We start from the raw sequence: 23,562 nt of genomic DNA, 5'->3' as shown, positions 1-23,562 counted from the left end.
AAAGGGTTTTTTATAAGTTTACGTGAACCCCGTTTATCTGCTGAGGAGGTTAGTATAATGAAGTTTTTCCGGAAAGGTTGTCTTATTGCGTACAGCTTCGCCAGGCCTGGATTACAGCTCTGTTGATTTTGTTTGGCCTGTGTTTGCGGCAGTCAGAAAACCGGCCAATAGCTTTCAGATTTATCCTTTTGATTTTCATTTTATCAACCCGGGTAGGTATGATAAAAAACATATCTTTACAAAATATCTTTTAAAAACTGCTCTGGGTACAGAGGGAAAACTGTCTGATAATGGCCCTTTTAAACCGGGAATACAGGAATATTTTTTTGTTATTTATTCAAAATTCCAAAAAGTTCTGGATCAATCCTTCAGCGGCAGCGCGGTATTTAACCTTTCTTGCGCTGATGTTTACGATTTTGCCCGTCATTGCTGAAAATTGGATTGCCAGCGCAGAATCGATACGCGAACAACTGGCAAAAAATATTCAGAACAATCAGGATAGTGCGGTACAGATAAACCTGCAGCGATTTTATGCGCAACGTGATTATCAACCAGTCTGGACTTTGGCTGGTCATTCTGCTGTCTTGCTGGACACTGCGTTAGTGCTTATTAGGCAGGCTGATGAAGAAGGGCTTTCCAGCAATGATTACCATATTGAATCCTTACGAAAACTTCGTAACGAAACTTCTGATCCAATTTCCCTACTACTCGAACTGGATACAACCCGATCATTGCTGGCGCTTGCCCATGATTTGCACAGTGGCCGGCTGACGGCTTCTCTGGCTGATCCGGACTGGCACATTCCACAACAGCAATTTGATCCGGTAACGTTTCTGCAGCAAGCACTCACTTCAGGAAAACTGGAACAGGCCTTTGCAGATTTGCCACCTGATATTCCACAATACCGTTCGCTCAAACAACTGTTGAACAAATTTCGTACACTGGTTGCTGCCGATACCATATGGACCAGGATACCGGAGGAAACTTCATTGATTCGCCCGCATACCAGGCATACTTCTATTCCACAGGTACGTCAACGTATTCAGGAGGCATATCATATTTTTGAAAAACCGGAATATGGTATTGTTGTCAGTGATAGCGAGTTTTATGATGATCAGCTGGAAATAGCGGTCAAGGCCTTTCAGCGTCAACACGGATTAAATGCAGATGGCATTATTGGTAAAAATACCCGGCGAGCCATGAACATAACGCCAGGAGAGCATGTTCAGCAGTTGCGTATCACGCTTGAACGATTGCGCTGGCTGCCCAGGAAACTCGGTGATCGCTATATCCTGGTCAATATTGCCGGATTTAATCTGGTGGCAGTCCAGGAGAATGTGCGCGTGCTGGATATGAAAATAGTTGTCGGGCGCGATTATCGTTCAACACCAAGTTTCAACAGCAAAATTACTCACCTGGTTCTTAACCCGTACTGGAATGTGCCTGCCAGCATTGCACGCAAGGATTTACTGCCAAAACAGAGATATAACCCGGATTATTTTGCTTCCGAGGGAATCAGGGTATTTTCCGATTACAAATATGAATCCGAGCTGAATCCTGATTTTATCGACTGGCATTCGACCAGCAGATCTCTTCCTTATATCTTGCGCCAGGATCCTGGTAGAAGAAATGCACTGGGCACTATCAAATTCATGTTTCCCAATCCTTTCAGCATCTATTTACACGATACGCCTTCCAAATATCTGTTTCAGAAGGATATTCGTACTTTCAGCTCGGGTTGTATCCGTCTGGAGAAGCCATTGCAACTGGCAGAGTTTGTCTTAGGGCAATCATTTGAACAAGCCGATATTGCTGAAAAAATCAGCAGTGGCAAGACACAAACCGTGCATTTACCTGAAAAAATACCTGTTTATTTATTGTATCTGACCGCTTGGAGCGATGAGCAGGGCGAAGTTTACTTTTCATCCGATGTCTACGGGCGTGACAAACGGGCGCTGGCATACGCCCACTGGTAACAGCCGGAAAAGTGTCTATGACAGTCTTTTTAATTTGGCACGATCATGGAGGATAACAATGTCCAAACTTATCATTGCAGACAATCTGGAAACACTTACCGCACATGGCAACAGTCGGCGGCGACTGTTGCAAGCCAGTTTAGGCGCATGTGCACTATTTGCCATGCCGGCAGCCAATGCTGCCAATTCCCCCCGTATTTATGAAAAACGCCTGTCCTTGTTAAATCTGCATACCGGAGAAAGAATCAGGACAGCTTACTGGGAGCAGGGAAAATATATTCCGGAAGCATTGCAGGCGATAGCTAAAGTATTGCGCGACCATCGTTCCGGTGAACGTCACCCGATTGATCCAGGATTGCTTGATCTGATCCAGCATCTGCACCATAAAACAGGCAGCTCAAAAGAATTTCAGGTAATTTCTGGGTATCGATCGCCGGCTACCAATGCTACCCTCGCAGCGAAAAGCCACGGTGTAGCTAAAAAAAGCCTGCATATGCAAGGTAAGGCAATAGATATTCGTTTGCCCGGTGTTCCACTTAATGCGTTGCGACGTGCGGCCATGTCGATGCGTGTTGGAGGCGTTGGCTACTACCCGGAATCAAATTTTATCCATGTTGATACCGGTAACGTTCGCTATTGGTAACTAGAAAACTTCTGATTGATCAAAAACTCCTGTAGGTACATTCTTCCCGGCCAGTTTCCTGACCAGGTGTTCACATAAACCTGCTTACAATACATTAATCGGTATTTTCAAATACACAGTGCCATTATCTTCAGCGGGTGGCATCTGGCCGGCACGCACATTGACCTGAACGGATGGCAGAATCAGTACCGGCACATCTAATGTGGCATCACGTGTGGTACGTATCGCGACAAATTCGTCTTCACTGATACCGTCGTGTACATGAATATTGTTGGCACACTGGTCAGCGACTGTGCTTTCCCACTGTACCGGGCGGTCACCGGGTGGATAGTCATGGCACATGAACAATCTTGTTTCCGGTGGATAATTATTCAGCAACCTGCGGATAGATCGATAAAGCTGCCGGGCATCGCCTCCGGGGAAATCGGCACGTGCCGTCCCTATATCTGGCATAAACATCGTATCACTGATAAAAATTGCATCGTCGAATTGATAAGCAAGGTCAGCCGGTGTGTGGCCAGGTACGAAAATCACCTTACCCTTGAGTTCGCCCACCTCAAAGCTGTCACCGTCATCAAACAGATGATCAAATTGCGAGCCATCCGGCTGAAAATCTGCCCCCATGTTGAACAGCTTTTTAAATACCTGCTGCACGTCGGGAATCCGGCTGCCTATGGCTGTTTTCCCCCCTAGTTCCTGCTTGAGGTAGTGCGCTGAAGAAAGATGATCAGCGTGCGCATGGGTTTCAAGTATCCAATCCGTCGTCAACTTCTTTGAGTACACAAATTTGATCAACACATCGGCGGAGTGATGTTTTGTTCTCCCGGATTTGGGATCGTAATCAAGTACCGGGTCGATAATGGCGCAACGCCCTCCCGGCTTGTCAAACACAACATAGCTGATTGTCCCGGTAACAGGATCAAAGAAAGCTTGGATATTGGGTTGCATCATCATCTCCTTGGATTGTTTGTATTCAAATAATTTAATATATAAAACATTAAATCATAAAAATATATAATGTGTTAGGATAATTTATCTGTCAAGGAGGAAAACTTATGATTGACTGGCAATCATTTACCCCGGTTAGCGCATTCACAGGCGGCATGATTATTGGCCTGGCAACTGCGCTGCTGCTGCTCGTTGCAGGCCGGATTGCAGGCATATCCGGTATCGTTGGCGGGTTGATCGAATTACGTAAAGGAGATCTTGCCTGGCGAGCGGCGTTTGTTATTGGATTATTGCTCGCTCCGTGGTTATGGCGCTGGCTGGGCGAACTGCCTCCAGTTCATGTCGAAACCAGTTATGCAATGCTGGCGTTGGCTGGGTTGGCGGTCGGAGTTGGGACTCGTTATGGTTCTGGTTGTACCAGCGGTCACGGCGTTTGTGGTCTATCGCGTCTTTCACCACGTTCAGTGGTGGCAACAATTTCGTTTATGGCCATGGGAATGGGCGTGGTTTACATTATTCGCCACAGCTTGAGCTAGCGTTGCATTCAATTTTGAGAGGAAAATATATGCTTATCTTAATTGCTGCATTGCTTTCCGGTTTTATTTTTGGTCTGGGGTTGATCCTTTCTGGCATGACAGATCCTGCAAAGGTATTAGCATTTCTGGATGTTGCCGGATCCTGGGATCCTTCACTGGCTCTTGTCATGCTGGGCGCGATCAGCATCGGATTTCTTGCTTTCAGGGCAGCAAAACAACGTGGCCAAACGCTATTGTCCGCACCGCTTCATTTGCCCATTTCCCATACGATTGACCGCCGTTTGATCCTGGGCAGTCTGTTGTTTGGTGCAGGATGGGGACTGGCAGGTCTTTGTCCGGGGCCAAGTCTGGTTCTGGCTGCATCGGGTCATTCCGGAGCCATCATATTTATGGTGGCTATGTTGCTGGGTATGATCATTTTCGATCGACTGGAAAAATACCGTCAGGCTGTTTCAAAACCAAATGATCGACAACAAAAAAATATTGGCAGAGAATGATAGATTCATATCTGCAACAGGCTCTGTCGGCCATGGTGGAAAAAAAGGCTGCTGCAATCAAAGCCTGTTCCATACTAAAAATTCTAGCTAATGAAGACCGGCTGATGATCCTGTGTCAGTTGATACAGGGAAAGAAGAATGTCGGCGAACTGGAGCAATTACTGGGTATCCGGCAACCTACCTTGTCGCAGCAACTTACTGTGTTGCGAGAGGAAAGGCTTGTCTCCACGGAACGCCAGGGAAAATATATTTATTACAGTCTTGCCAGCCGGGAAGCAGTGCAAATCATAAGCACACTGTTTGATTTATACTGCGGAAATGAAAATTACCCAATTTCAGATGACACAAATGGTTGCGACGAATCATGTCGTTCCACCAGCAATGTTCACGCTGACAAACGGCATCCGCAAGAGCAGGATTAAGCTCTTGGAATTCAACTCTGGAGCAGTCTCTGGAGCAGTTACACTACATACCGATACGAAGCCGCTATCAAATCGACAGTAATAAAAAACAAAAGTAAGGAGAAATCATTATGAGTGTCACCCCTGAAACAAAATGGAAAGAACTGGATAAAAAAATAGCAGTCACTGGCCAGATTAGCGTGGATGATATCGCTGGCATTGCGGCTGCGGGCTACAAGTCGATTATTTGTAATCGCCCCGATGGAGAAGGCGGAGAAAGTCAGCCAGCTCGCACTGCACTGGAGAACGCAGCGAAGGCGGCTGGGTTGCAGTTTGCTTATATGCCGGTTGAAGTTGGCCAGGTTTCAGATGAAAAATGTTCTGCTTTTCACCAACTGATGCAAACACTGCCTGGCCCGGTACTGGCTTTTTGCGGTTCGGGTAATCGTGCCCAGGCATTGTACACTCGCAATACCGGCGCTTCTACAGCATCTGCCAGTACTGGCACACAAGAAAAAGTGGAGGATGTAGCCGAAACTTATTGTGAACCGGCAGATAAACGTCAGACCGAAACAGTCGCAGCTTGCAACTGGGATGATGTTTTTGACATTGTGGTGGTAGGCGGCGGATCAGCTGGTCTAGGAGTAACTGCAAGCCTGCTGCGTCGGCGTTCATCCCTACGTATTGCCGTTATTGAACCAAGCGAGAAACATTATTATCAACCTGCCTGGACGTTGGTCGGTGGCGGCGCGTATGCTATTGATCAGACCGCTCGCAATACAGCTGATGTCATGCCACATGGCGCAGAGTGGATCAAGGCAGCAGCATCCGAATTTGCGCCTGAAAAAAATCTGGTTCATCTGGCAGATGGCCGTTCCGTTGGCTACCGTCAATTGATCGTATGTCCAGGTATTCGCCTGGCCTGGGAAAAAATAGAAGGTGCCCAGGAAACACTTGGCAAAAATGGCGTCACCTCTAACTACCTGTTCGATCTCGCACCATATACCTGGTCACTGGTACAACAGCTTAAAGGTGGTAAGGCGCTGTTTACACAACCGCCAATGCCGATCAAATGTGCTGGAGCCCCACAGAAAGCGATGTATTTATCTTGTGATTATTGGCAGCGTCATGGCGTTCTGGACAAAATCGATGTCGAATTCGATCTGGCAGGAGCAGTTTTGTTTGGGGTTCCCGAGTTTGTGCCGCCTTTGATGGAGTATGTTCATAAATATCATGCCGGGCTGGTGTTCAATTCCAATCTGGTCAAGGTCAATGGCCCGGAAAAAATTGCTACCTTTGAAATCAAGAATGAGGCAGGCGAAGTTACCCGTGTCAATAAGCCGTTCGATATGCTGCACATCACGCCACCCCAGGTCGCGCCGGATTTCTTGAGCAACAGTCCACTGGCAAATGCTGCCGGATTCTGTGAGGTTGATCCCAAAACACTGCGAAGCACTTGCTTCTCCAATGTTTTCTCACTGGGTGATGCCTGTTCTGCTCCTAACTCTAAAACAGCAGCCGCGGTTAGAAAACAGGTGGTCATCGTTGCTGAAAATCTGCTGGCAGCAAAAGAAGGACGTGAACTTCGCGCGGTTTACGATGGTTACGGCGCTTGCCCGTTGACCGTCGAAAATGGCAAAGTGGTTCTGGCAGAATTTGGTTATGGCGGAAAATTGCTGCCAACTTTTCCGCTTAACCCGGTTATTGCCAGAAAGTTATACTGGTGGATGAAAGTTAATCTTTTCCCATGGGTATACTGGGATTGTCTGCTGAAAGGACGTGAGTGGCTGGCTGGATCCACTGAATCCAAATAGATTCTGTATGGAAGTTCACTGGCTGGGTATTTTGCCGGGTATTTTTACGGGGTTTGTACTTGGGCTAACCGGCTCCGGTGGCACCATTATTGCCGTTCCCTTACTGATTTTTGGCCTGAACGTAACCGTAGCGGAAGCCGCGCCGGTTGCGTTGCTGTCAGTGGGCGTATCAGCAGCAGTCGCCACTTATTCATCCCTCAGACAAAGAATTATTCGCTACCGGGCAGCTGGTCTCATTGCGGGTACTGGTATGCTGATTACGCCTGCCGGAGTATGGGTGGCGCAGCAGTTTTCTGATGCATTGCTGACGGTATTGTTTTCTGCTGTGCTGGCATATGCGGCTTTGTACATGTATCGCAAGAGTAATCTTGCTGCACAGCCGGAAGAAGCTGTTTTTCCACCTTGTCAGCTCAATCTGGAAAGCGGCCGTTTGATATGGACCATTCCCTGTGCCAAAGGATTGCTGGTTTCAGGTGCTGCAACCGGGTTTCTATCCGGTTTGCTCGGTGTGGGAGGGGGATTCATCATCATTCCTGCGCTAAGGAAAGTCTCAGATTTATCCATGAAAACCCTGATTGCCACCGCGCTTTCCATTACAGCGCTAATCTCCTTGACGGGCGTTATTTCGGCAACCTCCATGGGCTTTATGAACTGGCCGCTTGCTTTACCTTTTACCGCAGGTACAGTTGCCGGTACGCTGATCGGCAAACACTATGCTCACAGTTTTGACGAAGCCAAGCTGGAACGTGGTTTCGCTATTCTGACTTGGTGCATTGCGCTCAGTATGCTTATCAAGGGGCTTATGCTTTTTATTGACCTATTCACCCCGGATATGCCATGACTGAAAAGAGTGCACAGGCCACAGATGAGAAACTCCGCATCGATAAATGGTTGTTTGCTGCCCGTTTTTACAAGACGCGCTCGCAAGCCGCTGATGCGGTTGAGCGTGGCCAGGTGCAAATTAACGGCATGCGGGTGAAGCCATCCAGAATCCTGAACGTAGACGATATGCTCGATATTCGCATCGGGCCGTATCATCATCGGGTGAAAGTGCTGGCATTGTCCAATCAGCGTCGATCTGCTACGGAAGCTCGCCTACTTTATCAAGAAACAGAAGAAAGCCGACAAGCGCGCGAGATGCTGGCAGGAGAGCTCAAATCGCAGCCAACGCCACCGCGTTACGCTGGTAAAGGTCGGCCGACCAAGCGTGTGCGGCGCGACCTGGAGCGCTTTATGGACGGGAAATGACTTCCCTGGCTGTCCGTGCACAAACTCTGCTCAGAGAAATCTTTGGTTACACCGAATTTCGCGGGCAGCAGGCTGAAATCATTACCCATATCGCAAACGGAAACAGTTGCCTGGTCTTAATGCCGACTGGTGGCGGTAAATCGTTATGCTACCAGCTGCCAGCATTATTGCGGGATGGCGTGGCCATTGTCATCTCACCACTGATTGCACTGATGGAAAATCAGGTCTCTGTATTGCATGAACGCGGTGTGCGGGCAACATATCTTAATTCTACGCAAACTTCCAAAGCTGCAGCAGTAATCGAACAAGACATGCTGGCGGGCAACTACGATCTGGTCTATGTTGCACCGGAAAGATTACTGACCAACCGCTTTCACGCGCTGCTGCAGCGTATTCCCATTGCCCTGTTTGCTATTGATGAAGCGCATTGCGTTTCCCAGTGGGGGCACGATTTCCGGCCAGAATACGGCAGGCTTTCAATGCTGCCGGAGAAATTTCCGGGCGTACCGCGTATCGCCCTGACTGCCAGCGCTGATGCCAGAACCCGCACCGATATTCTGCGTTGTCTTGAGTTAGGCCAGGCACGTGCTTTCATCAGTAGTTTTGATCGTCCCAATCTTTGCTACCGCATTACCGCCCGATCCAACAGCCGGCGACAGCTGTTAAACTTTATTCGCAATCAGCATCCCGGCGAGGCAGGTATCGTTTATTGCCAATCCCGCAAAAAAACTGAAGAAACAGCCGCCTGGCTGAATGCTAATCACATTCCGGCGCTTGCCTACCATGCCGGTATGGAAACACCTGTACGCACACAACACCAGAAAAAATTTCTGCGGGAGAACGGCATTGTCATGATCGCTACCTCGGCATTCGGGCTGGGGATTGATAAACCGGATATCCGTTTTGTTGCGCACCTGGATTTGCCCAGAAGTATTGAAAGCTATTATCAGGAAACCGGCCGGGCCGGGCGGGATGGCCTGCCGGCTGATGCATGGATGGTGTATGGGCCAAGCGATATTATCCGGTTGCGTTATCAGGCTGAATCCAACGCAGGACAAATATCCATTCCAGTCCAGCAAGCCGCTACTGCCCGGCTGGATGCGTTGCTGGCGCTGTGTGAAACAACCGCCTGTCGCAGAACACGATTGCTTGACTATTTTGGCGAACCATCTGATTCAAGCAGTGAACTGGCATGTGGCAATTGTGATGCCTGCCTGACCACCACTCCCGTTCAGGATGTCACGCTTGCTGCCCAGAAAGCACTGTCCTGCGTTTACCGGACAGGTCAGAATTTTGGCATGGAATATCTGATTGATGTCCTGACCGGAAAACAGACCAACCGGATCAGGCAATGGGGACATGATCGCGTCAGCACCTTCGGCATTGGTCATGAACTCAGCATCGAAGGCTGGCGCATCGTATTCAGACACCTGCTGGCACTGGGTTATTTCACTGCTGGCGGGGAACGGTTTACCCTGCAGCTCGCACCGGCGGCCAGAGGTATTTTGCGTGGAGAAACCCGCATAAAGCTGCGTTTGTCACCTTATCATCATTCTGCTTCACACCAGCAAGCTCCCATTGGTTTATCTGCGCCTGATGTATGTGAAATCCGGTAAATACTTCTTCTTGGGTCCGTTGGACTGTGACGATCCAGCTTTTCCCCCGATTTATACACAGTAAAAAACAGATTTTTTTATGAATAGAGCCAGAGTGTTGCAATAACACAACATAATTTAGTGAAAAAAGTATAAAAATCGGGTTTGGTGTTGCACAACAGATTCTGCTTGGGCACAATCCGTTCAACCCTTCTGTTCGGAAAAGTATGCGATATGCAACACCTCTGATCAGGCAGGAACGGAAGTAGTAAAGAATGTAGATGTATAGAGAATCAAGGTCCATCTTTATTGATCCAGATATTTTTCTTTAAGGAGAGTTTCAAATGAATAAAAAACTGATGGCACTGGCAATCGCTGGCGTGATGGCAGTTCCGCTCACTGCCGCTGCCGATGGTACACATGTCACCATTTTCGGCCGCTTGCAGGCTGAGTATGCAACTGTTGATGTTGACGGATTCAATGCACAGACCGCTGTAGCGGATGATGCACTGCAATCCCGTTGGGGTCTGCAGATTGCTGAAGATCTGGGTATGGGGCTGCGTGCGCTGGGTCGTATCGAATATGCACTCAATCCGGGAGGAGATCTTCATAACACCGCACGTGAGCAATGGGTGGGATTAGGTGGTGATCAATGGGGTGAACTCAAATTTGGTCGCGTTCAATCCGTGTTGCGTGATTTCGCCGGTGGCCTTACGGTTGATGCCTTTGCTGAAACCAGTCTGCACGCCAATGGTAGCGGTGGTTTGATGGTTTCTTCCGCCAATGGTTATGGTTCTGGTGAGCACGGTTTCGTCAAAAGTGCAGTACGTTTTGATTCACCAGTAGTGGAAGGTTTCTCCGTAGCCGGTTTGTTGATGCCCGGTGATGCCGACAAAATTGACCCAACGGGTGCTAGTAATTTTATGGGACTTCCTGGCTCTGCCACTGCTATTGGCAGTGAGAATGCCGGTGGTGAAAACGGCGAATGGGATTTCCAGGCTGCCGCTAAATACAGCGGACAATTTGATATCGTTGGCGTAGATGTGTTTGGTGCCTATTCCCGGGATAATGTCAGTAAATTCCAGAAATCATATGGTGTAAAAGATGAGCAAATCTGGCGTGGTGGTGCAATTTTCAGCGTGGCTGATTTCCGGTTGCGTGGCCAGTATGAGCATGTAATTGATGCTAACCCATTTGGTGGGGCAGCTACTTGTACCCAGGCTGCAGCATTTGGAGATATTAACGCTCTAGGTAACAACGGTCGTGGCCAATGTAACTCCGCTATGAACCCGAATGGTAACGGTAGTCTGTGGATCGTTGGTGCAGATTACACTATTGGTAACACCATGCTGGTTGCACAAGGGGGTATGGCTGTCGCCAAGAAAACTGGTGAGGCTACTGAGCCATTTGGAACCTATGCCAAGCGTAACGTTGAAAACATTACCGTCGGTGTGATTCATAACCTGAGCCGTCGCTCCAGCCTGTTTGGTGGTTATCAGCGCGTTTGGGTAAAAGATAGAAATCTTGCTCCTGGCGTAGATGCTGACCGTAACGTTTACACAGTCGGTGTTCGCCACGATTTCTAATTATTAACAATTAGTTAATCACACTGTAGGAAAGGGCAGATTACTCTGCCCTTTTTTCTTTTTGAAGTTGCTTAAATCTGTTATTGAAGTTGTTTATGGGGGAAGCCGGTCGATAAGCCGGGTTCTGTCATGGACAGTCATTCCTCTAGGCATACCGTTACCCGTATGCTCAAGCGATCTACCCGCAGACTCGGCGAGCAGCGTCATCATCTGCCTATTTGATCTTGCTCCGGATGGAGGTTACCGCGTTTCACCGTAACTTAATACGCTCGTCTCTGTGGCCCTGTTCCTCACCTCACGGCGGCCGGCCGTTAACCGGCATCCTGCTCTGTGGAGCCCGGACTTTCCTCTCCCTGTTACCAGGCAGCGACTGTCTGACCGACTTCCCGCACTGATTCTAACAGAGGCACAAATTAAACACACAGATGATTGAATCTGTGTTCCAGGTTCAATGGCCAGGGATACCCTGCTGCTTAGGTAAGGGATAGAGACGTAGCGTTTTTCAGTAGTTCAAGGATACCTTGCAGTGCCGTGGCGACAGATTGTCGCCGGATGGCTTCGCGATCACCGCGGAACCGGCAGGTTTTGCTGTTTGCAGCGGTTGTAGATGAATTCTCCAGTATCCAGGCGAAACAAACGGTGCCGACCGGTTTTTCTGTGGAACCGCCGGTAGGGCCGGCGATGCCGGTTACGGACACTGCAACCTGAGCCTGGCTCATCGTGAGCGCACCTTGCGCCATTTCCCGTGCGATTTGTTCGGAAACCGCACCAAACTGTGTCAGCGTTTGTGGTTGTACACGCAGCAGCTGCTGCTTGGATAAATTGCTGTAGCTAATGAAACCGCAATCATACCAGGCGGAGCTGCCGGAAATGGCGGTGACGATCTGCCCGATCCAGCCGCCGGTGCAGGATTCTGCTGAAACCAGCTTCAACCCGTTATTTTTGAGAGTTTGTCCGGTTTGGCGGGCGAATTCCAGCAGCGTTACGTCATCCGGAATGGTTGGGTAAGCGCTCAAAAGTAGCTTTCGAACAGCACCATCGATTTCCAGCCTGCGAGGCAAAGCAGGGTATAAAACGCTGCCAGCAGGTCATCCAGCATGACGCCGAATCCACCTTTGAGTTTGCTGTCCAGATAGCCAATGGGGGCAGGTTTGACAATATCGAAGAACCGGAATAACAGGAAAGCGGCCAGCTGCCAGACCCAGTGGGTTGGTGTGAAAAACAGCACCAGCATGAAGGCGACGATTTCATCCCACACCATACCGGAATGATCGGGTGAATTGAGTGCTCGTCCGGTGACTGCGCATGCCCAGATCCCCAGGATAAAAAAAACATCAAGGATCAGCAGCACTGAAACGGGTTCGAGGATCGAATCCAAAAGCTGGAAAAGAGGGATGGCGGCAAGTGTGCCAAAAGTGCCCGGAGCGAAGCGGATGAGACCGACACCAGCGCCCATTGCAATGAAATGCGCTAGCCGGACATGCACAAAGGTAATATCTGGTTTTAGTGGCGTTTGACGTCGTGGTGAATAGTCATCGGGTAAGGAAGTGATCATAGCCTTTATTATTAAAAATTAGCGGGTTATCATTGGCATTTAGTACGGCCAATCCTTTTCCCGGCACGATTTTGCCGATGCGGGAGAGTTTCACGCCCGTTTGCTGCGCAAGCTGTGCAATGACATCATGCCTGTTTTCTGGTGCGGTGAAACACAGTTCATAATCATCACCGCCTGATAATAAACAGTCAATGGCCAATTGCCGAGTGGCATTTTCCTGTTGCAGTTTGTTTTTTAATGCCGGAGAGCAGGGAATGCGGTCGAAATCAACTGTGGCGGCAACATCGGATCGTTCCAGAATATGGCCGAGATCAGCCAGCAGACCATCGGAAATATCAATTGCACTATGCGCTACATTTACCAGCGCTTTTCCAAGAACAACACGCGGTGTGGGGGTATACAATGCGATTAGACAAGGAGTTGCCTCTTGCTCCGTCAGTGTTATACGCTGTTGCAGGAATTGCAGCGCCAGGGCAGCGTCTCCCAAAAAACCGGATACCCAGATATCATCTCCCGGCTTAGCGTCACTTCGCCGGAGGGCTTTGCCCTGCTCGACTTCGCCAATGATCTGTACACCAATATTGAGTGGGCCGCTGGTGGTATCTCCGCCGATTAACTCGATCTGATACTGATCTGCCAGCGCGAAAAACCCACTGGAAAAAGCCTTGAGCCAGGCATCATCCTGTGCGAGTGTTTCAGTTAATGTCAGAGAAAGCGTTATCCAGCGCGGTGTAGCACCCATGGCAGCCATATCGGAAAGATTGACAGCAAGCACCTTGTGACCCAGTGTAGAAGGCTCAATATCGAGGAAAAAATGTCGTCCCGAGACCAGCGTATCAACCGATACGGCCCAATCCATTCCTGGTGTGCAGGTAATTAATGCGGCATCATCTCCCGGCCCCAGCAGCGCGTTGCGTACGGGACGGGAAAAATAGCGATTAATGACGTCAAACTCGGAGTTCATAGCTACACCATTTATGAAAAGTTAGATAAATCGATAACTATTATTGCGGACTGCAACCATGAGTGTGATGTTGACGGATGGCGGGAAGCAACTCCCCAGCAGTAATGGTGCTAGAGAAACGAGATTACCACGCCACACTGGGTTGCGGCTAGCGCAGATAAGGAAAAGAAAACAGCGTTTGCAATGGCAAAATAAATTACCCCCTCTTTTCCTGTCGACTATTTTGGTTAAACAATTTTTTAGAGAGGTGTTGCTATCGACGTAATGACCGGGTCTAGTGTGGATCCTTATTCCGGACGGGGCTGGATTGAAGTTCAACAGCCCGCAACTGGGCGGCCAGTTTGTCTAGTACACCGTTGACGTATTTGTGCCCATCTGTCCCGCCATAACTCTTGGCCAGTTCTATCGCCTCATTGATGATAGCCCGACAGGGTATTTCAGGATGATGCACCATTTCATAGGTACCAATTAAGAGAATCGAACATTCCACCGGACTTAGTTCTGCCAGCTGCCGATCAAGATAAATTTGGATTTGTGCTTCCAGATCACGGGAATGTTCCAGTACACCCTGCAGCAAATCGGAAAAGTAGGAACCATCCGCTTTGCTGTAAAAATTGACCTGTTGCAGTTGCAGGTCAATTTCCTGAGCATTCCCCCCGGCAAGACGCCATTGGTAAATTCCCTGCAAGGCCAGTTCACGTGACAGACGCCGGCGATTTTTATAGCCTTTGTGTCCTTGTGCTGGTTTGGATGGTGGCGCAGTGTCTGTTGGTATCATGAAGAGGTGGTGGATTGATCCATTTCGCCAAGTGTTAATGCCAGATTGGCCATTTCTACCGCGACACGCGCGGTTTCAGCCCCTTTTTCGGTCATGCGGGCAGTGGCTTGATCTTCGTTATCCGTTGTAAGAATGCCATTTGCAATGGGGATGTCGTATTCTAGTCCGACTGTTATCAGCCCGCGTGCCGATTCATTGGCCACTACGTCAAAATGATAGGTTTCACCATGAATAACTGCACCTAAAGCAATCAGGGCATCGTACCGGTCAGATATGGCGAGTTTTTGTAGCGCAAGCGGAATCTCCAGCGCACCGGGTACAGTTACCAGAACGATATCTGCTTCCTGCACGCCCAGTTTGGCAAGTTCCGTTGTGCAGGCGCCAAGCAACCCTTCACTCGTATCAATATTGAAACGGCTCATGACAATACCGATGCACAGCCCGTTTCCATTGAGATCTGAATCTATTTCGAGAATATTGTCATAGTAGGACATAAAAGACGTACCTCTCTGCTCTTTGTTTTAAAGTTGGTTGATTGGCCTTGTGGCCGGAAATTGATAGCAAAAGTGTCTTAGAACCTGTTCAATATCTCACTGAAGGGCGCATTACGGCGTTGAAATTGAACTCAAAATGCTCACATATTTCAAGTATGCTCCGCTTTCTCGTTCAATTTTGCCTTGCCTTGCACTGCATCCCTTGATCGAGACTTTGAACAGGTTTTTACACGCGATCGCGATCTTCCGGTTCCAGATACCCGGTAACTTCCAGACCAAAGCCGGTCATACTAGGCATTCTGCGAGGGGTTGCCAGCAGGCGCATTTTACTGACTCCTAGATCTTTAAGAATCTGCGCACCGATACCATGATGGCGCAGATCCGATACGGGTTTATCCGCTGGATGCGGTGTGGTTTGCAGAATCCGCTCAGTTAACATGCTGGCATCATTTTTGCGCTGTAGCAGCACGACTACGCCCTTTCCGGCATGTGTGATGGCTGCCATTGCATCATGAATACTCCAGGAGTGAGTGTAATCATCAATTTCCAGCAGATCAATCACCGTTAGCGGTTCGTGCACTCGTACCAGTACTTCCTCACCGGCATTCCATGTCCCTTTTACCAGCGCGAGATGAGTGACGCCGGCAATCTTATCATGGTAGGCAATCAGTCTAAATTCTCCGTGAGCAGTTTGTAAGGGACGTTCAGTCGTTCGTGTGACCAGGCTTTCTGTGAGACGGCGATAATGAATGAGATCAGCAATTGTCCCGATCTTGAGATGGTGCTCGTCGGAGAATTCGATTAGATCTGGCAGCCTTGCCATTTCACCGTTTTCTTTCAGAATCTCGCAAATCACTGCGGCCTCGGTTAAACCCGCCAGCCGCGCCAGATCACAGCCAGCTTCGGTATGGCCGGCGCGTGCCAGCACCCCACCCTTCTGCGCTTTGAGCGGAAAAATATGGCCGGGTTGAACCAGATCTTCCGGTTTAGCATCCGCTTGGACGGCTGTTTGAACAGTACGGGCGCGATCGGCAGCGGAAATTCCGGTTGTTACACCGCTGGCTGCTTCAATGGAGGCAGTGAAATTGGTGCCCAATGGCGAATGATTGTCGGCAACCATCATGGGCAGCTTAAGCTGACGGCAACGCTCTTCTGTCAATGTCAGGCAGATCAATCCCCTGCCGTATCTGGCCATGAAATTGATTGCTTCGGGCGTAATAAAATCAGCCGCCAGTACCAGATCGCCCTCATTCTCACGATTTTCCTCGTCAATGAGGATAACCATCTTTCCATTTTTGAAGTCTGCCAGAACTTCTTCAATCGATGAGATTGTCATGATTGCTTGCCTTGTGCCTGATCGAGTAAACGTGCCACGTATTTCACTATCATATCTGTTTCTAGATTCACTTTTTTGCCGGGCTCAAACTGTTTGAAAGTTGTATTGGCTAATGTATGGGGAATAAGGTTGATTTCAACCCGTTCAGATGCCACCTGATTCACCGTAAGACTGACGCCATCGACTGTAATTGACCCCTTGGGGATAATATATTTAAACAATTGTGGCGGCGGCTGGATTGCCAGCAGGCAGCGATCACCTGCTTGTGTGAATTGTACAACTTCGCCGACTCCTTCCACATGCCCGCTGACCAGGTGACCATCGAGCCGATCAGAAAATCGTAACGCTTTTTCCAGGTTGACCGGATTGCCGGGAATATCCAGACCATGTGTACAACTCAATGTTTCACCGGATACATCGACGGTGAAGCACCCTTCCTCAAATGCAGTGAGTGTCAGACAGGCACCATTGACGGCAATACTATCCCCAATGGTGACATCTGTGAGATCCAGCTTGCCGGGATCAATATGGATACGAACAGCGTCTTCTTTGGGATAGACGTGCCTGATATGGCCAACCGCTTTGATGATTCCAGTAAACATGCCTTTTCCCGAGTTTTGAAACAAATTCCATTGTAAATAGATAATACCCCGGTCAGTCTGACAGTTCGAACACTGTTATAATCAACAGTTTATCCGGGATTGCCCGGGCCGATTTCCGAGGAACTTTCAATTATGACACGCCTGCTCCGTAATATCGCCATTATCGCCCATGTGGACCATGGCAAGACCACGATGGTGGATAAGCTGCTGCATCAGGCCGGCACCTTTGCTGCTCACCAGACCATTGCTGAACGGGTGATGGATTCTGATGATATTGAGCGCGAACGCGGAATCACGATTTTTTCCAAAAATTGTGCAATCGATTATGCCGGCGTACATATCAATATTGTGGATACCCCGGGCCACGCCGATTTTGGCGGAGAAGTCGAGCGTGTGCTGTCAATGGTGGATGGTGTGTTGTTGCTGGTGGATGCGGTTGAGGGCCCTATGCCGCAAACCCGTTTCGTCACTCGCAAGGCGCTGGCAGCCGGTTTGTGCCCGATTGTGGTGATTAACAAGATAGACCGTCCCGGTGCCCGGCCGGATTGGGTGGTGAACCAGACATTCGATTTGTTCGATAAATTGAATGCTACCGAAGAACAACTGGATTTCCCGGTGATCTACGCTTCCGGACTCAACGGTTATGCCACATCGGATCCCAAACAGCCTGGCAGCGATATGCGTCCGCTGTTTGATCTGATACTCAAGCATGTTCCCGCACCGACAGGAGATCCTGATCAGCCGCTGCAACTGCAAATCAGTGCGCTTGATTATTCCAGTTTTGTTGGGCGTCTTGGTATTGGCAGAATCAGCCGGGGTCGTCTGAAATCGGGGCAGGAAGTGATGGTAATGACGGGTGGACAAACACCTAAAAAAGCGCGTGTCAACCAGATATCTGCTTTTAGCGGACTGGATCGGGTTCAGTTGAGTGAAGCAGCTGCGGGCGAAATTGTGTTGATCAGCGGGATTGATGAGCTCAGTATTGGCACGACGCTGGCGGATACTGATCGCCCGGAAGCTTTGCCGATGCCGAAGGTTGATGAACCAACGCTTTCAATGAATTTTCAGGTCAATACTTCACCTTTTGCCGGCAAGGAGGGTAAATTTATTACCAGCCGCCAGTTGCGCGAGCGCCTTGAAAAAGAATTGCTGACCAATGTTGCATTGAAGCTGGAAGAAACCGGCGAAACCGATTCATTTCTTGTTTCTGGGCGTGGTGAGCTGCATTTGACAATTCTGCTTGAAAACATGCGTCGGGAAGGTTATGAGCTGGCGGTGTCTCGCCCCAAGGTGGTTATCCGGGAAATTGATGGCGTTAAGTGCGAACCGTTCGAGATATTGACGATTGATATTGATGAAACCCACCAGGGAGCGGTGATGGAGACATTGGGAACACGCCGTGGTGATCTGCTGGATATGATAAGTGACGGGCGTGGCCGGGTTAGGCTGGATTATCGTATTCCTGCACGCGGCCTGATTGGATTCCAATCCGAATTTATGACACTGACGCGCGGCACTGGCATCATAAGCCATATCTTCGATGAATATGCACCGATGCGGCCGGATATTGCTTCACGTAAAAATGGTGTGCTGATCTCGGCAGAATATGGTGAGGTAGTGGCTTACGCGCTCTGGAAGCTACAGGAGCGCGGCCGCATGTTTGTCAGCCCCGGTGAGCCGGTTTATGAAGGGATGGTGATTGGCATACATACCCGTGAGAATGATCTCGTCGTTAACCCGATCAAAGGTAAACAACTGACTAATATCCGGGCATCCGGCCATGATGAGGCGGTTGTGCTGACACCCCCGATTCAGTTGACATTGGAATCAGCAGTTGAATTCATTACGGATGATGAGTTGGTTGAAATTACTCCAAAAAGTATCCGTATCCGTAAACGTTTCCTGCTGGAACACGAGCGTAAACGGGCGGGCCGCTCCGTTGCCTGATGTTTCCTGGGAACAGATATAAAAAATTGGTTCTATGGTATATCGCTGACCCCATGTGCTCATGGTGCTGGGGGTTTGCGCCGGTTATCGAGCAAATTAGGCAGGAATATTCGGCATCCTTGACGGTAGAATTGATGCCCGGAGGGCTGCGGCCAGGAACGAATATGTCGCTTTTACCAGAAAAAAAAGCACGAATTCTGCAGCATTGGCATACGGTGCATACCAAGACTGGCCAACCTTTTACCTTTGAAAATGCCCTGCCGGAAGGATTCATTTACGATACTGAACCTGCCTGTCGGAGCGTTGTCAGTATGTCATTGATCGAATCGGAAAAAATATTTCCCCTTTTTGCTGCGATACAGCACGCTTTTTATGTCGAACAAAAAGACGTGACGCAATTTTCCGTCCTGGCAAAACTTGCTGCTGATCTGGATATATCGGCATTGCAGTTTGCTTCGGTGTTTCAATCGGAAGAGGCGAAACAACAAACTTTGGCTGGTTTCCATCGTGCTGCACAATGGGGTATAAGCGGGTTTCCGGCACTTGTGGCCGAAAGCGGAACAGATCGCCATTTGATCACCACAGGTTATCGTCCGATTGAATCACTGCGCCGATTGCTGGATACCTGGTTGCAGCAGCATGAGGTTTGATTAAGCTCGTGAGCTGAATCTTTGACTGGCTTTTTTATTTTTGGCACTGCGCACAGAAAAAGCTGGATCGTTGTCCCTGGCGAGTTTTACTCACAAGTGCGCCACATTTCCGGCATGGCTGCCCTGTTCGCCCGTACACCCAATATTGTTGCTGAAAGCAACCTGGGCTACCATCGCAATCAGTAAAATCGCGCAAACTGCTCCCGCCTGCTTCAATTGCACGCTGCAAGGTCATCTTGACAGCATCAACCAATCTCGCACAAAGCGCCGTACTCAGACTGCCTGCGGCAATCAGGGGAGAAATACCGGCATGAAACAAGGCTTCATTAGCATAAATGTTACCTATGCCGACCACGATATGCTGATTCATGAGTGCTTCTTTGATGCTGATATTGCGCTTTTGTATTTTTTCATGCAGAAACAATCCATTAAAAGCATCACTCAGGGGTTCAGGGCCCAACTTTTGCAATAATGGATGTTGGCGAACATCCCCGTCCCACCACAGTATCGCACCAAACCGTCGAGGATCACGAAAACGCAGCATTTTTTCATTATCCAGCCACAGTTCAAAATGATCATGCAGTAATGACGGTGTGGATACAGGTAGTACGCGCAAACTGCCCGACATGCCCAAATGTGTGATAAGTGTGCCTTTGCTGCAAGCAAACAGAAGATATTTTGCTCGTCTGGTAATGGTGTTAATTCTTTGACCGGGGAGCAGTGTGATCAATTCAGGTGATACTGGCCAGCGTAAAGCGTAATTCCGTATTTTTACCTGTGTAATGTATCTGCCGGCCAGGTGGGCGTCTATTCCACGCCGGGTGACTTCGACTTCAGGCAGTTCCGGCATGATCTGACAAAAATTTGTAGCAAACAGCAGAAACTGGATTACACGTCATCTGCGTTTGCGGTACCAGCTGATGAAGAGTCCACTTACAAGAAATATCAGTGGCAGAGCGATGAGAAAACCAGTGGCGATCAGGGTTAATTGCAGCTCACTCAGCTCCAGTCGGCTGTCGATGGTGACACGCGGCTGAATCGAGATAAATGACTCATCTCCGGCGAGCCAGTTGATCATATTCATACCCAAATCCAGGTTGCCGCCGTTACCGAGATAACTGTTGGCCAGGAAATGTCCGCTGCCAACGACGACAACCCGTTGTTCGCGGTCTTCTACCACCCGGTTCAATGCGACGGCGATCTCCACCGGACCTGCAACATCATTTTCCTCATCAAAACTGATTTCACCTTCCAGCGGGCCAGTTTCCACCCAACCCTGCGGGGCTGCTTCTGCCAGAGTGACACTGCGCCAATCGGTATTTTCCTCGGGGATGAGCTGGCGAGCAAAAGGAAATACCGTAATGAAATCAAAGTTTTCTGTTACAGCATGTGCGCCGTAAAGGGTTCCCAGCGCAAACGTTGATGGTACTCTCAGCCGATCTGCCTGGGGATCAACCACCACGCCGGGTGTCAATACAATGCCGAGTTTTTCAGCCAGCGGCAGCAATCCATGCAGGGGGCCTGTATCCACCAGCCACAGCAAATTTCCACCTTTGGCAAGGTAATCCAGTATCTTTTTCACCTCTCCTTCCAGCAGTTCAGTCTGCGGGGATGCAATAATCAGTATGCCGGTATCTGGAATCTCTGGTTGATCGGTAAAGCTGAAAGGTTTGCTTTCGAAACCGATTTCCAGCAACTTCTTGTTAAAATTCCCCATATCACGCTGGGCGACACCATCCATTTTTCGTTCGCCATGGCCAGACAATACCAGCAACTGTTTTTTTTCGGTGCGCGCCAATCGAACCAATGCATTCGAAAATGCCTGTTCGTTAATGGTGGCAAGACGCTCTTTGCGTTCCTTGAAACTGATGACGATTTCGCCATTAAGTCTGACACCTGCGCTTTGCGCCTGCTGCGGCTGTTCTACCGGATCAATGAAATTCAGGATCAGATCCGGTTTAATTCGTTGATAAACGCTGACGAAGTTGCTGATGATTCCGCGAATATCGCCCAGTTGCAAATCCTGTTGTGTTGCATAAACGGTAATTTGTACCGGGCCGTCAAACTTTTGCAATATATCGATGCTGGCCTGGCTCAAGCTGTTGCGATTATTCTGACTGAGATCCCACTGTGTACGAAACTCCAGCGCGAGATAACCCAACACGCCCGTTAATACCAGGAACAAGGCAATGAATAGACTGTTTTGCCAGCGGGATCGTAATCCTGATTTTTTGTTAAACGTGGTCATAAAAAACCGGTTGGATCAGAAACTTAGCCATTCAGCCGCTCCCCATCCAGATGGTATATGGTCAGCACCAGAAAGGTGATGGCAAAAAGAAGAAGAAAAGTCAGGCTGAACGTATCAATTAGACCAATATTGAAGTTTTCAAAATGTCTGAACAGGGAAAAATGGCGCACAGCACTTTCTGATTCGATGGTCACGATATCCATTACCCATAAGCACAGCAACACCCCCAGACTGCCCAGCGCGGCAATGGCCGGATAGGACGTGAGGCTGGAAATATACAGCCCCAGCGAAGCGAAACAACTTGCCAGCAAAATCAGCCCGATTACATTACTGCCCAGCAGCCCGAAATCCAGCATGCCCCCTGTCAATAATGAAATGGACAGCATGATTATTAACAGCGGTATCAGACAGAAAAAAATCATGAGTGCCAGAAACTTGCCCAGCACGATGGCTGGTATGGAAACCGGTGCTGAAATCAGCATGACCAGCGTATGGTTACGGCGCTCTTCTGCGAATAAGCGCATGCTTAGTACGGGGGTTACCGCTAGGAGTACGATGGATGCTATGGAGAATACCGGTGCCACGATTACTTCAGTTATACCCGGTGGATTGGCGAGCTGTGCCAGTTGAGGCTGTATTTCGAGGAAGGTATTTAGTCGCCCCAGAAATACCCAGGCCAGCACCAGTTGCATCACTGTCAGAAAAACCCACACTAGCGATGATACGAATAACAACTTGAGTTCTTTGCTGGCGATAGTAAACATCGTCATTGCGCCCATTCCCAGGCAGGTGCATTCTCTGCCGTGAGTTGCGTAAATATATTTTCCAGGTTTATATTTCGCCGTTTCAGGTTGTCCAGATTGTCATCCAGTACCAGCCTGCCCCGGTGCATGATTTGTACACGGTTACATACACTTTCTACTTCCGAGAGGATGTGGGAGGAGAGAATGATGGCGTGAGTTTTACCGAGTTCGCGAATCAGTGCGCGTACTTTTTGTATCTGGTTTGGATCAAGACCGACGGTTGGCTCATCCATAATAATCAGTCGTGGCCGGTGAATAATTGCCTGGGCAATTGCAACCCGCTGTTGATAGCCTTTCGACAAAATACCAATCAGCCGCTTTCCCACATCACTCAGTTCACATTGTTGTTTTACCTCATCCAGTGCGATCTGTACCGATATGTTAGCAAGACCGTGCAGCCGAGCAGCAAACTGTAAATACTCATCTACTGTCAATTCTTTATAGAGAGGAGGTATTTCAGGCAGATAACCAATATAACGTTTTGCCTCAAGTGGATTTTTCAGTAAATCTACCCCGCAAATCCGGACGCTCCCGCTGTCGGGTGCGAGATTCCCGGTTAACATCCGCATGGTGGTGCTTTTGCCGGCACCATTTGGACCCAGAAATCCGAGGACATCCCCGCAGCCTAATTTCAGGTTTACCTCGTGCACGACAACATGACGGCCGAAGCAGCGTTTTAAACCATCTGCCTCAATAACTGGATATGTATTATTTGGGGTCACGGCAATATTTATTATCAGATTTGCATATTATATTACCTGCTCTGCCAGATTTTTCGGCTAAAAAGACAATCTTGGTTAACTCTGTAATTGCTGCGCCGTTTATGGAGTATGTATCGTTAAAAGTGCGCGAAGGTTTGTCCACATTGGGCTATGTGGTTTGATACAGTGTTGTGCAGAAGATACACTTCGGTTTGACAAAGATAAAAGGATCAACTCATA

25 protein-coding genes and 1 other RNA gene are annotated in these 23,562 nt (G+C 48.9%); 13 read left to right on the top strand and 13 right to left on the bottom strand.

The window, feature by feature from the left end:
- Positions 1–85: 85 nt before the first annotated feature.
- The 3 genes from ACZ5EJ_RS11905 to ACZ5EJ_RS11895 are packed head-to-tail and all read left to right on the top strand — an operon-like array spanning position 86 to position 2,619.
- Positions 86–433: a hypothetical protein gene (locus tag ACZ5EJ_RS11905; protein WP_240142229.1), complete on the top strand. Its 348-nt coding sequence runs from the start codon at positions 86–88 to the stop codon at positions 431–433.
- Positions 405–1,976 carry a L,D-transpeptidase family protein gene (locus ACZ5EJ_RS11900; RefSeq protein ID WP_242500180.1) on the top strand — a complete coding sequence of 524 codons (1,572 nt, stop codon included), beginning with the start codon at positions 405–407 and terminating at the stop codon, positions 1,974–1,976. The genes ACZ5EJ_RS11905 and ACZ5EJ_RS11900 overlap by 29 nt, the downstream gene beginning before the upstream one ends.
- A gap of 58 nt (positions 1,977–2,034) precedes the next feature.
- Positions 2,035–2,619, top strand: coding sequence for a peptidoglycan L,D-endopeptidase MepK (locus ACZ5EJ_RS11895; protein ID WP_011635491.1), 585 nt, complete (start codon positions 2,035–2,037; stop codon positions 2,617–2,619).
- Positions 2,620–2,703: 84 nt separating this feature from the next.
- Here ACZ5EJ_RS11895 and ACZ5EJ_RS11890 read toward each other — a convergent pair whose 3' ends face one another.
- Positions 2,704–3,567 (bottom strand): MBL fold metallo-hydrolase, encoded by an 864-nt coding sequence (locus ACZ5EJ_RS11890; protein ID WP_074456188.1) that lies wholly within the window; start codon positions 3,565–3,567, stop codon positions 2,704–2,706.
- A 107-nt stretch (positions 3,568–3,674) separates the two neighbouring features.
- Here ACZ5EJ_RS11890 and ACZ5EJ_RS11885 point away from each other — a divergent pair, with 107 nt between their 5' ends.
- The 8 genes from ACZ5EJ_RS11885 (at position 3,675) to ACZ5EJ_RS11850 (ending at position 11,244) form a co-directional block, all read left to right on the top strand.
- Positions 3,675–4,103, top strand: a complete 429-nt coding sequence (locus ACZ5EJ_RS11885) for a YeeE/YedE family protein (RefSeq protein WP_464557206.1) — start codon at positions 3,675–3,677, stop codon at positions 4,101–4,103.
- Positions 4,104–4,132: 29 nt separating this feature from the next.
- Positions 4,133–4,600, top strand: coding sequence for a YeeE/YedE family protein (locus ACZ5EJ_RS11880; RefSeq protein ID WP_074456186.1), 468 nt, complete (start codon positions 4,133–4,135; stop codon positions 4,598–4,600).
- A complete protein-coding gene (locus tag ACZ5EJ_RS11875; protein ID WP_464557204.1) occupies positions 4,597–5,022 on the top strand; it encodes an ArsR/SmtB family transcription factor in 426 nt (141 codons plus the stop codon). The genes ACZ5EJ_RS11880 and ACZ5EJ_RS11875 overlap by 4 nt, the downstream gene beginning before the upstream one ends.
- Before the next feature lie 110 nt (positions 5,023–5,132).
- Positions 5,133–6,815, top strand: coding sequence for a bifunctional protein tyrosine phosphatase family protein/NAD(P)/FAD-dependent oxidoreductase (locus ACZ5EJ_RS11870; protein ID WP_464557202.1), 1,683 nt, complete (start codon positions 5,133–5,135; stop codon positions 6,813–6,815).
- On the top strand, positions 6,781–7,656 hold the full coding sequence (locus ACZ5EJ_RS11865; RefSeq protein ID WP_464557201.1) for a sulfite exporter TauE/SafE family protein: 876 nt from the start codon (positions 6,781–6,783) through the stop codon (positions 7,654–7,656). Before ACZ5EJ_RS11870 ends, ACZ5EJ_RS11865 begins: the two co-directional genes overlap by 35 nt.
- Entirely contained in the window at positions 7,653–8,063 is a 411-nt protein-coding gene (locus ACZ5EJ_RS11860) for an RNA-binding S4 domain-containing protein (RefSeq protein WP_074456184.1), read from the top strand. The genes ACZ5EJ_RS11865 and ACZ5EJ_RS11860 overlap by 4 nt, the downstream gene beginning before the upstream one ends.
- Positions 8,060–9,679 (top strand): DNA helicase RecQ, encoded by a 1,620-nt coding sequence (gene recQ / locus ACZ5EJ_RS11855; protein WP_011635483.1) that lies wholly within the window; start codon positions 8,060–8,062, stop codon positions 9,677–9,679. The genes ACZ5EJ_RS11860 and recQ overlap by 4 nt, the downstream gene beginning before the upstream one ends.
- A gap of 323 nt (positions 9,680–10,002) precedes the next feature.
- The gene (locus tag ACZ5EJ_RS11850) at positions 10,003–11,244 is read left to right on the top strand and encodes a porin (RefSeq protein ID WP_074684585.1); all 1,242 of its coding nucleotides are present in this window, start codon (positions 10,003–10,005) and stop codon (positions 11,242–11,244) included.
- 97 nt (positions 11,245–11,341) lie between these two features.
- On the opposite strand, the gene rnpB is transcribed toward ACZ5EJ_RS11850, so the two are convergent.
- The 8 genes from rnpB to ACZ5EJ_RS11810 form a co-directional block, all read right to left on the bottom strand.
- Positions 11,342–11,630, bottom strand: an RNA gene (gene rnpB / locus ACZ5EJ_RS11845) — RNase P RNA component class A.
- A gap of 87 nt (positions 11,631–11,717) precedes the next feature.
- The gene (locus ACZ5EJ_RS11840) at positions 11,718–12,260 is read right to left on the bottom strand and encodes a CinA family protein (protein WP_074684584.1); all 543 of its coding nucleotides are present in this window, start codon (positions 12,258–12,260) and stop codon (positions 11,718–11,720) included.
- Entirely contained in the window at positions 12,257–12,799 is a 543-nt protein-coding gene (locus ACZ5EJ_RS11835) for a phosphatidylglycerophosphatase A family protein (protein WP_011635480.1), read from the bottom strand. The genes ACZ5EJ_RS11840 and ACZ5EJ_RS11835 overlap by 4 nt, the downstream gene beginning before the upstream one ends.
- Entirely contained in the window at positions 12,777–13,763 is a 987-nt protein-coding gene (thiL, locus tag ACZ5EJ_RS11830) for a thiamine-phosphate kinase (protein WP_464557198.1), read from the bottom strand. Before thiL ends, ACZ5EJ_RS11835 begins: the two co-directional genes overlap by 23 nt.
- A gap of 274 nt (positions 13,764–14,037) precedes the next feature.
- Positions 14,038–14,541 carry a transcription antitermination factor NusB gene (gene nusB / locus ACZ5EJ_RS11825; RefSeq protein ID WP_464557196.1) on the bottom strand — a complete coding sequence of 168 codons (504 nt, stop codon included), beginning with the start codon at positions 14,539–14,541 and terminating at the stop codon, positions 14,038–14,040.
- Positions 14,538–15,035 (bottom strand): 6,7-dimethyl-8-ribityllumazine synthase, encoded by a 498-nt coding sequence (gene ribH / locus ACZ5EJ_RS11820; protein ID WP_464557194.1) that lies wholly within the window; start codon positions 15,033–15,035, stop codon positions 14,538–14,540. The genes nusB and ribH overlap by 4 nt, the downstream gene beginning before the upstream one ends.
- A 226-nt stretch (positions 15,036–15,261) precedes the next feature.
- Positions 15,262–16,371 (bottom strand): bifunctional 3,4-dihydroxy-2-butanone-4-phosphate synthase/GTP cyclohydrolase II, encoded by a 1,110-nt coding sequence (gene ribBA, locus ACZ5EJ_RS11815; protein ID WP_464557192.1) that lies wholly within the window; start codon positions 16,369–16,371, stop codon positions 15,262–15,264.
- Positions 16,368–16,973 carry a riboflavin synthase gene (locus ACZ5EJ_RS11810; protein ID WP_464557190.1) on the bottom strand — a complete coding sequence of 202 codons (606 nt, stop codon included), beginning with the start codon at positions 16,971–16,973 and terminating at the stop codon, positions 16,368–16,370. The genes ribBA and ACZ5EJ_RS11810 overlap by 4 nt, the downstream gene beginning before the upstream one ends.
- 132 nt (positions 16,974–17,105) lie before the next feature.
- Between ACZ5EJ_RS11810 and typA the strand changes: the two genes are divergently transcribed.
- Positions 17,106–18,920: a translational GTPase TypA gene (gene typA / locus ACZ5EJ_RS11805; protein ID WP_011635474.1), complete on the top strand. Its 1,815-nt coding sequence runs from the start codon at positions 17,106–17,108 to the stop codon at positions 18,918–18,920.
- Positions 18,920–19,570 (top strand): DsbA family protein, encoded by a 651-nt coding sequence (locus tag ACZ5EJ_RS11800; RefSeq protein WP_464557188.1) that lies wholly within the window; start codon positions 18,920–18,922, stop codon positions 19,568–19,570. The genes typA and ACZ5EJ_RS11800 overlap by 1 nt, the downstream gene beginning before the upstream one ends.
- Positions 19,571–19,604: 34 nt before the next feature.
- Here ACZ5EJ_RS11800 and mutM read toward each other — a convergent pair whose 3' ends face one another.
- From mutM to ACZ5EJ_RS11780, 4 genes are read right to left on the bottom strand one after another with little or no spacing between them, the layout of a single operon-like run.
- On the bottom strand, positions 19,605–20,420 hold the full coding sequence (gene mutM / locus ACZ5EJ_RS11795; protein WP_464557186.1) for a bifunctional DNA-formamidopyrimidine glycosylase/DNA-(apurinic or apyrimidinic site) lyase: 816 nt from the start codon (positions 20,418–20,420) through the stop codon (positions 19,605–19,607).
- Between the two features lie 45 nt (positions 20,421–20,465).
- Positions 20,466–21,818 (bottom strand): GldG family protein, encoded by a 1,353-nt coding sequence (locus tag ACZ5EJ_RS11790; RefSeq protein WP_464557184.1) that lies wholly within the window; start codon positions 21,816–21,818, stop codon positions 20,466–20,468.
- A 23-nt stretch (positions 21,819–21,841) separates the two neighbouring features.
- On the bottom strand, positions 21,842–22,588 hold the full coding sequence (locus ACZ5EJ_RS11785; protein WP_464557182.1) for an ABC transporter permease: 747 nt from the start codon (positions 22,586–22,588) through the stop codon (positions 21,842–21,844).
- Positions 22,585–23,343 carry an ABC transporter ATP-binding protein gene (locus ACZ5EJ_RS11780; RefSeq protein ID WP_464557180.1) on the bottom strand — a complete coding sequence of 253 codons (759 nt, stop codon included), beginning with the start codon at positions 23,341–23,343 and terminating at the stop codon, positions 22,585–22,587. Before ACZ5EJ_RS11780 ends, ACZ5EJ_RS11785 begins: the two co-directional genes overlap by 4 nt.
- Between the last annotated feature and the right edge of the window lie 219 nt (positions 23,344–23,562).

It is taken from the genome of Nitrosomonas sp. TNE100, assembly GCF_055387135.1.
Note: the sequence above shows the minus strand (reverse complement) of the source record. Positions and strands in the feature narration are given on the sequence as shown.

What these genes read in the sequence shown, in the direction of transcription:
- ACZ5EJ_RS11900 (WP_242500180.1), top strand. Translation starts at nt 405, where the DNA reads ATGTTTACGATTTTGCCCGTCATTGCTGAAAATTGGATTGCCAGCGCA.
- ACZ5EJ_RS11895 (WP_011635491.1), top strand. Translation starts at nt 2,035, where the DNA reads ATGTCCAAACTTATCATTGCAGACAATCTGGAAACACTTACCGCACAT.
- ACZ5EJ_RS11890 (WP_074456188.1), bottom strand. Translation starts at nt 3,567, where the DNA reads ATGCAACCCAATATCCAAGCTTTCTTTGATCCTGTTACCGGGACAATC.
- ACZ5EJ_RS11885 (WP_464557206.1), top strand. Translation starts at nt 3,675, where the DNA reads ATGATTGACTGGCAATCATTTACCCCGGTTAGCGCATTCACAGGCGGC.
- ACZ5EJ_RS11880 (WP_074456186.1), top strand. Translation starts at nt 4,133, where the DNA reads ATGCTTATCTTAATTGCTGCATTGCTTTCCGGTTTTATTTTTGGTCTG.
- ACZ5EJ_RS11875 (WP_464557204.1), top strand. Translation starts at nt 4,597, where the DNA reads ATGATAGATTCATATCTGCAACAGGCTCTGTCGGCCATGGTGGAAAAA.
- ACZ5EJ_RS11870 (WP_464557202.1), top strand. Translation starts at nt 5,133, where the DNA reads ATGAGTGTCACCCCTGAAACAAAATGGAAAGAACTGGATAAAAAAATA.
- ACZ5EJ_RS11860 (WP_074456184.1), top strand. Translation starts at nt 7,653, where the DNA reads ATGACTGAAAAGAGTGCACAGGCCACAGATGAGAAACTCCGCATCGAT.
- recQ (WP_011635483.1), top strand. Translation starts at nt 8,060, where the DNA reads ATGACTTCCCTGGCTGTCCGTGCACAAACTCTGCTCAGAGAAATCTTT.
- ACZ5EJ_RS11850 (WP_074684585.1), top strand. Translation starts at nt 10,003, where the DNA reads ATGAATAAAAAACTGATGGCACTGGCAATCGCTGGCGTGATGGCAGTT.
- ACZ5EJ_RS11835 (WP_011635480.1), bottom strand. Translation starts at nt 12,799, where the DNA reads ATGATCACTTCCTTACCCGATGACTATTCACCACGACGTCAAACGCCA.
- thiL (WP_464557198.1), bottom strand. Translation starts at nt 13,763, where the DNA reads ATGAACTCCGAGTTTGACGTCATTAATCGCTATTTTTCCCGTCCCGTA.
- nusB (WP_464557196.1), bottom strand. Translation starts at nt 14,541, where the DNA reads ATGATACCAACAGACACTGCGCCACCATCCAAACCAGCACAAGGACAC.
- ribH (WP_464557194.1), bottom strand. Translation starts at nt 15,035, where the DNA reads ATGTCCTACTATGACAATATTCTCGAAATAGATTCAGATCTCAATGGA.
- ribBA (WP_464557192.1), bottom strand. Translation starts at nt 16,371, where the DNA reads ATGACAATCTCATCGATTGAAGAAGTTCTGGCAGACTTCAAAAATGGA.
- ACZ5EJ_RS11810 (WP_464557190.1), bottom strand. Translation starts at nt 16,973, where the DNA reads ATGTTTACTGGAATCATCAAAGCGGTTGGCCATATCAGGCACGTCTAT.
- typA (WP_011635474.1), top strand. Translation starts at nt 17,106, where the DNA reads ATGACACGCCTGCTCCGTAATATCGCCATTATCGCCCATGTGGACCAT.
- ACZ5EJ_RS11800 (WP_464557188.1), top strand. Translation starts at nt 18,920, where the DNA reads ATGTTTCCTGGGAACAGATATAAAAAATTGGTTCTATGGTATATCGCT.
- mutM (WP_464557186.1), bottom strand. Translation starts at nt 20,420, where the DNA reads ATGCCGGAACTGCCTGAAGTCGAAGTCACCCGGCGTGGAATAGACGCC.
- ACZ5EJ_RS11790 (WP_464557184.1), bottom strand. Translation starts at nt 21,818, where the DNA reads ATGACCACGTTTAACAAAAAATCAGGATTACGATCCCGCTGGCAAAAC.
- ACZ5EJ_RS11785 (WP_464557182.1), bottom strand. Translation starts at nt 22,588, where the DNA reads ATGACGATGTTTACTATCGCCAGCAAAGAACTCAAGTTGTTATTCGTA.